Here is an 8,695-nt window from a genome sequence, read left to right on the forward strand (position 1 = left end):
TGAGGAGCCGCGCCTCGGTCTCGGACAACAGCGGGCGTTCCTCCAGGCGGGCGGATGTCGAAGTGGCGCCCAATATCCCCTTGTTACGTCCATACATGCGTGTGACAGCCTCTCGCGTCGTGCTGCCGACCGCGGCGCCGCTGGTGGCCGGCGCGGCTGCACCGGCCGAGGCGGCACCGCTCGAGACCAGCGCCCGCATCGTCATCATCGGCGCGGGCGCCGGGGGCACGGCGCTGGCCAACCGGCTGGTGCGGCGGCTCGAGGGGGCCGAGATCACGCTGATCGACCCGCGCGCAGAGCATCTCTATCAGCCCGGCCTGTCGCTGGTGGCGGCGGGGCTGAAGCCGGCGGGTTACGTTCTGAGCAAGACCACCGACTGGCTGCCAGACGGCGTCACGCTGATCGCCGAGAAGGCGGCGGCGATCGATCCCGAGGCGCAGACCGTCAGCACCGAGGGCGGCACCACGTTGGGCTATGATTTCCTGGTCGTGGCGCCGGGGCTGATCCTCGACCATGACGCCATCGAGGGCTTTAGCCTCGATATGGTGGGCGAGAACGGCATCGGCGCGCTCTATGCCGGGCCGGACTACGCGGCGCGCACCTGGGCGGCGGCGAGCCGCTTTATCGAGGAGGGCGGCAAGGGCGTCTTCACCCGGCCCGAGACCGAGATGAAATGCGCCGGAGCGCCGCTCAAGCACACCTTCCTGATCGACGATCTGGCGCGCAAGGCGGGCACCCATGGCGCGCTCGAGATCGACTATGTCGCGCCGCAGGATTCGCTCTTCGGGGTGCCGATCGTGGCCGAGAAGGTGCGCATGCTGTTCGGCGACCGGGGCATCGCGCCGCATCTGCATCACACGCTCAGGGCCATCGACGCGGGCGCGAAGCGCGCGCGCTTCGACACGCCCGAGGGCGCGGTCGAGATGGAATATGACTATATCCACGTCATTCCGCCGCAGCGCGCCCCCGAGGTGATCCGCCGCTCGGGCCTGAGCTGGGCCGACAAGTGGACCGATCAGGGCTGGGTCGAATGCGACATGGCGAGCCTGCGGCACCTGCGCTACGACAATATCTGGGCGCTTGGCGACGTGGCGGGCGTGCCCAAGGGCAAGACCGCCGCCAGCGTGAAATGGCAGGTGCCGGTGGTCGAGGACGGGCTGGTCTCGGCCATCGCGGGCCGTGAGCCCAGCGAGACCTATGACGGCTACACCTCCTGTCCGATGATCACCCGGGTCGGGCGGGCGATGCTGGTGGAGTTCGACTACCACAACAATCTCGTGCCCTCGTTCCCCGGCATCATCGCGCCGCTCGAGGAGCTGTGGATCAGCTGGCTGATGAAGGAGGTCGCGCTGAAAGCGACCTACAACGCCATGCTGCGTGGCCGGGCCTGAGGAGGAGAGACGATGAAAGACCTGACATTCTCAACCCTGATCGCCGTGTTCGAAGAGATTTTCGGGCAGGCGCTGTTCTGGGCCATGGTCGTGGCGGCGGGGCTGGTCACGCTGGCCTATCTCTACGTGCTGATCCGCGACCGCCACGTGAGCTGGCGCAAGTTCCTGCTGGCGCAGCTTGCGATGCCGGTGGGGGCGGTGGCAGCGGTGTGGTTCGTCATGGCGATGACCCATTCCGAGCTCGCCAATATCGGCGGACCGGTCGACGTGATCGTGCTGCTGGGCGTGGCCGCGGGCGGCGCCATCGGTGCGGCGATCCTGGTCTACACGGTGCAGTCGCTGGTGGCGCGTCCCGAGGCGGAGGAGGGGCTCTAGGGGGCCGCGCGGGGCGTCTTCCAGCCCTTGCGGGCTGTTCTCGGCGCGTAAGGCGGGGCGCGGCGGCGTCAGTCCCGCGCGCCGACCACCAGCGCGACGCCTGCCACCAGCAGCACCAGCCCGAAGATCTGGGCCGGGGCGACGGTGGTGCCGCGCATCGTGTCGAAGCCCAGCCCCGCCACCACCTGCGAGGCGACCAGCGCCGAGATCGTCAGCGTGGCGCCCACCTGCGCATAGCCGGTGAGGCTCGCGAAGACGAAGAGCGTGCCCAGAAGCCCCGGCACGAGGAAGAGCCACCAGCGCCCGCCGGCCAGCCGGGCAAAGGCCTCGGGCCCGTCCACCGCCAGCGCGGTGACGCTCAGCACCACCAGACCCACCGCCGAGTTCAGCCACAGCGCCACCCAGATCGAGCCCGAGACGGTGCGCGCCTCGAGCATCAGCGCGTTCTGCAGCACCAGCGCGCTGCCGGCGGTGACCAGCAGCAGCAGCGTGACGAGCAACGTCATTCCGGCACCTCGCGGGCGTCGAGCGCCAGTTGCATGAAGGTGAGGTCGAGCCAGCGCCCGAACTTGCAGCCAACCTGCGGCATCTCCGCGGTGACGGTGAAGCCGAGCCTGCGGTGCAGCGCGATGGAGGCGGCGTTGCCGCTCTCGATACCCGCCACCATCACATGCTTGTCCAGCCCGCGCGCCCGGTCGATCAGCGCCGACATCAGCACACGCGCCACGCCGCGTCCGCGGGCTGACGGGTGGATGTAGACCGAATGCTCGACGGTGTGGCGAAAGCCCTCGAAGGCGCGCCAGTCGCCGAAGCTGGCATAGCCCAGCACCGCGCCGCCCGCGTCGCGGGCCACCAGCACCGGGTAGCCCTGCGCCTCGCGCGCCTGCCACCAGTCGCGGCGGTTGCCGAGATCGACCGGCATCTCGTTCCAGATCGCCAGCGTGTTGTGCACCGCGTCGTTGTAGATCTCGAGGATGCCCGGCAGATCTGCCTCGGTGGCGTCGTCAATCTGCGGGGCGTCGGGGGAAAGGCGTGGATCGGATTGCATTTGTCTAATATATTAGACGCCATGAGCACAGGTCTAGCCCGAAACATCCGAAACGAGCGAAAGCGGCGCGATTGGTCACTGACCGAGCTTGCGGAACGGGCAGGGGTGTCGCGCGCGATGATCCACCGCATCGAGGCGGGCGACAGCAGCCCCACGGCGGCCGTGATCGGACGGCTCTCGGGGGCGTTCGGGCTGACCATGTCCGAGCTTCTGGCCGAGCCGGTGACCGGCACTTCGCGCTTGTCGCGGGCGGCGGAACGCGAGGTCTGGCAGGATCCCGAGACCGGCTACCTGCGCGAGGTGGTGACCCCGCAGGGAGAGAGCGCGGGGCGCAAGCTCGAGATCGTGCGGGTGACCCTGCCGCCGGGCGAGCGGGTGAGCTTCCCGCCGCAAAGCTACGGCTTTCTGATGCAGAGCATCTGGGTGCAGTCGGGAGAGCTGACCTTCGAGGAGGGCAAGGAGGTCTGGCGGCTGGGACCGGACGATTGCCTGACGCTGGGCACACCGCGGCGCTGCAGCTTCGTCAACGAGGGCGACGGCCCCTGCCGCTACGCGGTGGTCGTGGCGCGGCTGTGAGGCCCGCCGCGCAGCGCGCAGCGGACCCTTGCTTTGGACCTCAGCGCACCACCAGCACGGTTTGCGGCGCGTGGCGCACGACCCGGGCGGCATTGGGGCCGACGAGGTAGTCCTTCAGCGCCGGGCGATGGGCACCGACCACGATGACCTCGGCGCCGAGCTCTTTCGCCGCCTTGATGATCTCGTGATAGATCGTGCCCTGCGTCACCTTCACCTTGCCGAGGAGGTATTCAGGGATCACCTCCTTCGCCCAGGCGGTGAGCTTGTCGCGGGCCTCGGTCTTGATGGCGTTGGCCTGATCGGGCCCGAGATAGGAGCCGACCATCGCCATCCCCGATCCGGGGATGACGTTGACCACGTGCAGCGTGGCGCCCTCTTCCTTGGCCATGCGCACCGCCGCTTCGGCCACCTGGCCGGATTCGGGCAGATCGTTGATGTCCACCGCCAGCAGGATCGTCTGGTACATTGCCTCTCCTCCTCAGAAGGCCGGTTGCGTGGCGCGCGGGCGCTGGATCATCACGATCCCCGCCAGCAGCAACAGCGCGGGCAGGAAGAACCATTCCTTCGCGATGCGCTCGTTTTCGACCTCGACCGCCGAGATCACCACAGGGTTGTCGCCGTAGTAATCATACTCGGTGCCGAGCTGATCGAAGAGCGGCGTGCCGGGGAAGGGCTCGTCGAGCAAGAGCTTGCCGTCCTCTTCCATCACCGTAAGCCCCTGATCGGCCAGCGCCGTCTCGGCATCTCCCGCGACCGCCGGGATCACCACCGTGGTCGGGCGCAGCTTGCCGGTGTCGAAATCCGGGCCCTCGACCATCACCCGCAGCTCGGCGCCGTCGGGCTCGCTGGCCATCAGCTCCAGCGCCGCACCACCGGAGGCCGAGACATAGGGCTCTTCGACCATGTCGAGGAAGAAGCCCGGTCGGAACAGCATGAAGGCGATGAAGAGCAGCACCGCGCTCTCCCAGATCCGCGACTTGGCGATGAAGTAGCCCTGCGTCGCGGCGGCGAAGAGCAACATCGCCAGGAGCGCTATGAAGAACACGAAGACGGCGTGCCCGAAGCTCACGTCGATGAGCAGCAGGTCGGTGTTGAAGATGAACAGGAAGGGCAGCAGCGCGGTGCGGATGTCGTAGCCGAAGCCCTGCAGACCGGTCTTGATCGGGTCGCCGCGCGAGATCGCCGCCGCCGCATAGGCGGCGAGGCCCACCGGTGGCGTGTCGTCGGCGAGGATGCCGAAGTAGAACACGAACATGTGGACCGCGATCAGCGGCACCACCAGCCCCACCTGCGCGCCGACGCTGATGATGACGGGCGCCATCAGCGACGAGACGACGATGTAGTTGGCGGTGGTCGGCAGGCCCATGCCGAGGATCAGCGACAGCACCGCCACGAGGATCAGTAGCACCATCAGATTGCCGCCCGAGATCACCTCGATCACCGTGCCGATGACCTGGTGCGCGCCGGTCAGCGAGATGGTGCCCACGATGATGCCGGCGGCGCCGGTGGCGACGCCGATGCCGATCATGTTGCGTGCGCCGAGGATCAAACCTTGCACGAAGTCGCCCCAGCCGGCGCGCGCCTCTGCGCCGACGTCATGGCCGCGGAACATCGCCTTGATCGGGCGGTGGGTCAGCGAGATGATGATCATGAAGACCGTGGCCCAGAAGGCCGAGAGCGCCGGCGACAGGCGGTCGAGCGTGTCGGTCCGCACCATCAGGTTCCACACCAGGATGAAGATCGGGATGGCGAAGTAGAGCCCGCCGATCAGCGTCGGCGTCAGGCGCGGTGCCTTGGGCGGCGCGTCGGGATCGGTGTCTTCCTCGATCTCGGGCAGGCTCGCCGCGATCTTCAGCAGCACCAAGTAGATCACCGCCACGAGGGCCACGGCGGCATAGATCGAGTTGCCCATGATCGGCTCGAGCAGGGTGCGCAGGCCGATCATCAGGAAGGTCAGCGCGCCAAGCAGGATGAAGCCCGACAGGAACAGGATGAGGATCATCAGAACGCCGATGCGCCGCCCCGGCTTCTCGAGCCCCTTGAGGCCCATCTTCAGGCTCTCGAGATGCACGATGTAGAGCAGCGCGATGTACGAGATCACCGCCGGCAGGAAGGCGTGCTTGACCACGTCGATATAGGGAATGTTGACGTATTCGACCATCAGGAAGGCCGCCGCGCCCATGACGGGCGGGGTCAGCTGGCCATTGGTCGAGGAGGCGACCTCGACGGCGCCGGCTTTCTCGGCCGGGAAGCCGATGCGCTTCATCAGCGGGATGGTGAAGGTGCCGGTGGTCACGGTGTTGGCGATCGACGAGCCCGAGATCATGCCAGTGAGCATCGAGGACAGCACCGAGGCCTTGGCCGGGCCGCCGCGCAGCGCGCCCAGGAGCGCGATGGCGACCTGGATGAACCAGTTGCCGCCGCCGGCGCGGTCGAGCAGGGCACCGAAAAGCACGAAGAGGAAGATCATCGCGGTCGAGACGCCGAGCGCCACGCCGAAGACCCCCTCGGTCTGCATCCAGTAATGCCCCAGCGCCTTCGACAGCGAGGCGCCGCCGTAATTGGTGATGTTGCGGGCCCATTCCGAGTAGCCGCCGAAGAAGGCGAAGGCTACGAAGATACAGGCGATGATCACCAGCGGCAGGCCGAGCGAGCGGTAGACCGCGATCATCAGGCAGATCATGCCGATGGCCGACATGGTGATGTCGGTGGTGCTCCAGAGGCCGGGGCGGCTGGCGATCTCGAAGCGGAAGACCACGAGATAGAGGCAGGCCGAGACGCCAAGCACCAGCAGCGCCCAGTCATAGGCGGGGATGCGGTCGCGCGGGGCCGACTTGGTGAGGGGGAAGGCCATGGTGGCGAGCGCCAGCGCGAAGGCGAGGTGCACGAAGCGGGCCTGGGCCACGATATTGGCGAAGATGCTCATGCCCGTGGCTTGGGCCAGCATCCCCGGGATGCGCGAGGCGATGTAGAGCTGGAACAGCGACCACGCGATGCAGGTGCCGATGATCAGCGTGCCTTGCCAGTTGGTCGGGTTGCGCGCGCCGGTATCGGCCTCCGCCACCATGTCGTCGGCAGTGCGTTCCGTTGACGGTTGATCCACCATCGCCCAGTCCCCCTGTTGAAAGGATATATTTTATGTTTTTAAGTGGGTTGCGCTGTTTTTCTCGCGCAGCCTCAGAGCTTTGTGCGGGCGCCGGAAGACCCGGCGCCCGCGGGGAAGCGTCCCCTTATTCCATCAGGCCCAGTTCTTTGTAGGCCTTCTCCGCACCGGGGTGCAGCGGTGCCGACAGGCCGTCCTTGACCATCTGCGCCGGGTCGAGGTTGGCGAAGGCCGGGTGCAGCTGCTGGAAGTCCGAGATGTTTTCCATCACCGACTTGGCGACCACGTAGACCACGTCTTCCGGCACATCTGCGGAGGTCACGAAGGTGGCGCCGACACCGAAGGTGGTGGTGTCTTCGTCATTGCCCGCATACATGCCGCCGGGGATGGTGGCGACGCGGTAGTAGGGGTTGTCGGCCACGAGCGTGTCGATCGGCTCGCCGACCACGTCGATCAGCTTCACGTCGCAGGTGGTGGTGGCTTCCTGGATCGCCGCCGCCGGGTGGCCCACAGTGTAGATCATCGCGTCGATGTTGCCGTCGCAGAGCTGCTGCGCCATCTCGGAGCCCTTGTACTCGGTGGCGAGCGCAAGATCGTCCATGCCGATGCCGAAGGCTTCCATGACGACTTCCATCGTGGCGCGCTGGCCGGAACCCGGGTTGCCCACGTTCACGCGCTTGCCGGCGATGTCCTCGAACTTCTCGACGCCGGCATCGGCGCGGGCGAGCAGGGTGAAGGGCTCGGGGTGCACCGAGAACACCGCGCGCAGCTCGGGGAACGGGTTGTCGGAGAACTGCGAGGTGCCGTTATAGGCGTGGTACTGCCAGTCGGACTGGGCCACGCCGAACTCGAGCTCGCCGGCCTTGATGGTGTTGATGTTGTACACCGAACCGCCGGTCGACTCGACCGCGCAGCGGATGCCGTGCTCCTTGCGGCTCTTGTTCACCAGACGGCAGATCGCGCCGCCGGTCGGGTAGTACACGCCGGTCACACCGCCGGTGCCGATGGAGATGAACTGCTGGTCCTGCGCGCTGGCAGCCGCGCCCATGACGAGCGCGCCGGACAGGACGGCGCCGAAGAGGGTGGTTTTCATCAGATCGTTCTCCCTGTGATCTTGATTGAATTTGTGCTGATGATAGTGCCCACAACTAAGCGAGGATGCAAACAGGGCAAGATTGCCGATGCATGACCCCGCGTCAGGCTCAAGGATGGTCAGCAATGTCGCATATTTTTCCGCGCCACACCAAGTCTCTTCCGCCGGTCGTCTCCCGCGGAGAAGGGGCGTATCTCTATGATTCGAATGGCAAAGCCTATCTCGACGGTTCGGGCGGCGCGGCGGTCTCGTGCCTCGGGCACAGCGATGCGAAGGTCGTCGCGGCGATGCAGGCGCAGCTTGGGCAAGTGGCCTTTGCGCATACCGGCTTCTTCACCTCCGAGCCCGCCGAGCGCCTCGCCGACAGGCTGATTTCCCTTGCGCCTGAAGGCCTTGACCGGGTCTACGTGGTCGCCGGGGGCTCCGAGGCGATGGAGTCGGCGCTGAAGCTGGCGCGGCAGTACTATCTCGAGAAGGGCGAGCCGGCGCGGCGCCACATCATTGCGCGCCGGCAGAGCTATCACGGAAACACTCTCGGCGCATTGGCGACCGGCGGGAACATATGGCGCCGCGAGCCCTTCGCGCCGCTGCTGATCGACGTGCATCACGTCGCCCCGTGCTACGCCTATCGCGGCAGGCATCCGGGCGAGACCGAGGAGCAATATGGCGAACGGCTGGCGGTCGAGATCGAAGAGAAGATCGCAGAGCTTGGTGCCGAGAACGTCATGGCCTTCGTGGCCGAGCCGGTGGTCGGGGCGACGGCGGGGGCGGTGCCCTCGGTGCCGGGCTATTTCAAGCGCATCCGCCAGATCTGCGACGCCAACGGCATCCTGCTGATCCTCGACGAGGTGATGTGTGGCATGGGCCGCACCGGCACGCTGTTTGCCTGCGAGCAGGATGGCGTCTCGCCCGACATCTGCGCCATCGCCAAGGGGCTTGGCGCGGGCTATGCGCCGATCGGGGCGATGCTGTGCTCGGCCGAGATCTACGCCGCCATCGAGAACGGCTCGGGCTTCTTCCAGCACGGCCACACCTATCTCGGCCACCCGACCTCCTGCGCCGGGGCCAACGCGGTGCTCGACCGGCTGGTTGATGACAAGCTGGTCGAG

9 protein-coding genes are annotated in these 8,695 nt (G+C 67.0%); 4 read left to right on the forward strand and 5 right to left on the reverse strand.

Annotation, left to right across the window (positions count from 1 at the left end; genetic code table 11):
• The first annotated feature begins 95 nt into the window (after window positions 1-95).
• Together AC6RA4_RS20385 and AC6RA4_RS20390 are read left to right on the forward strand one after the other, a co-directional pair.
• Entirely contained in the window at window positions 96-1,391 is a 1,296-nt protein-coding gene (locus AC6RA4_RS20385; RefSeq protein ID WP_500163462.1) for an NAD(P)/FAD-dependent oxidoreductase, read from the forward strand.
• A gap of 12 nt (window positions 1,392-1,403) precedes the next feature.
• The gene (locus AC6RA4_RS20390) at window positions 1,404-1,766 is read left to right on the forward strand and encodes a DUF5368 domain-containing protein (protein WP_500163463.1); all 363 of its coding nucleotides are present in this window, start codon (window positions 1,404-1,406) and stop codon (window positions 1,764-1,766) included.
• A gap of 68 nt (window positions 1,767-1,834) precedes the next feature.
• Here the strand turns inward: AC6RA4_RS20390 and AC6RA4_RS20395 are convergent, their stop codons facing one another.
• Window positions 1,835-2,272: a DMT family transporter gene (locus AC6RA4_RS20395; RefSeq protein ID WP_500163464.1), complete on the reverse strand. Its 438-nt coding sequence runs from the start codon at window positions 2,270-2,272 to the stop codon at window positions 1,835-1,837.
• Window positions 2,269-2,814, reverse strand: a complete 546-nt coding sequence (locus AC6RA4_RS20400; RefSeq protein WP_500163466.1) for a GNAT family N-acetyltransferase — start codon at window positions 2,812-2,814, stop codon at window positions 2,269-2,271. Before AC6RA4_RS20400 ends, AC6RA4_RS20395 begins: the two co-directional genes overlap by 4 nt.
• Before the next feature lie 21 nt (window positions 2,815-2,835).
• On the opposite strand from AC6RA4_RS20400, the gene AC6RA4_RS20405 reads away from it, so the two are divergent.
• A complete protein-coding gene (locus AC6RA4_RS20405) occupies window positions 2,836-3,390 on the forward strand; it encodes a helix-turn-helix domain-containing protein (protein WP_500163467.1) in 555 nt (184 codons plus the stop codon).
• Window positions 3,391-3,430: 40 nt separating this feature from the next.
• Here the strand turns inward: AC6RA4_RS20405 and AC6RA4_RS20410 are convergent, their stop codons facing one another.
• The 3 genes from AC6RA4_RS20410 to AC6RA4_RS20420 form a co-directional block, all read right to left on the reverse strand.
• Entirely contained in the window at window positions 3,431-3,856 is a 426-nt protein-coding gene (locus AC6RA4_RS20410; RefSeq protein ID WP_500163469.1) for a universal stress protein, read from the reverse strand.
• 12 nt (window positions 3,857-3,868) lie between these two features.
• On the reverse strand, window positions 3,869-6,496 hold the full coding sequence (locus tag AC6RA4_RS20415) for a TRAP transporter permease (RefSeq protein WP_500163470.1): 2,628 nt from the start codon (window positions 6,494-6,496) through the stop codon (window positions 3,869-3,871).
• A 124-nt stretch (window positions 6,497-6,620) separates the two neighbouring features.
• Window positions 6,621-7,586 (reverse strand): TAXI family TRAP transporter solute-binding subunit, encoded by a 966-nt coding sequence (locus tag AC6RA4_RS20420; RefSeq protein WP_500163472.1) that lies wholly within the window; start codon window positions 7,584-7,586, stop codon window positions 6,621-6,623.
• Window positions 7,587-7,711: 125 nt separating this feature from the next.
• Between AC6RA4_RS20420 and AC6RA4_RS20425 the strand changes: the two genes are divergently transcribed.
• Window positions 7,712-8,695 (forward strand): aspartate aminotransferase family protein (locus tag AC6RA4_RS20425; RefSeq protein ID WP_500163474.1); only part of this gene is annotated, 984 nt, incomplete at its 3' end.

It is taken from the genome of Salipiger sp. (assembly GCF_059781815.1).

Excerpts from the sequence above, each read along its gene's own strand:
- AC6RA4_RS20395 (WP_500163464.1), bottom strand. The coding sequence starts at position 2,272 with ATGACGTTGCTCGTCACGCTGCTGCTGCTGGTCACCGCCGGCAGCGCG.
- AC6RA4_RS20400 (WP_500163466.1), bottom strand. The coding sequence starts at position 2,814 with ATGCAATCCGATCCACGCCTTTCCCCCGACGCCCCGCAGATTGACGAC.
- AC6RA4_RS20420 (WP_500163472.1), bottom strand. The coding sequence starts at position 7,586 with ATGAAAACCACCCTCTTCGGCGCCGTCCTGTCCGGCGCGCTCGTCATG.
- AC6RA4_RS20410 (WP_500163469.1), bottom strand. The coding sequence starts at position 3,856 with ATGTACCAGACGATCCTGCTGGCGGTGGACATCAACGATCTGCCCGAA.
- AC6RA4_RS20405 (WP_500163467.1), top strand. The coding sequence starts at position 2,836 with ATGAGCACAGGTCTAGCCCGAAACATCCGAAACGAGCGAAAGCGGCGC.
- AC6RA4_RS20390 (WP_500163463.1), top strand. The coding sequence starts at position 1,404 with ATGAAAGACCTGACATTCTCAACCCTGATCGCCGTGTTCGAAGAGATT.
- AC6RA4_RS20385 (WP_500163462.1), top strand. The coding sequence starts at position 96 with ATGCGTGTGACAGCCTCTCGCGTCGTGCTGCCGACCGCGGCGCCGCTG.
- AC6RA4_RS20415 (WP_500163470.1), bottom strand. The coding sequence starts at position 6,496 with ATGGTGGATCAACCGTCAACGGAACGCACTGCCGACGACATGGTGGCG.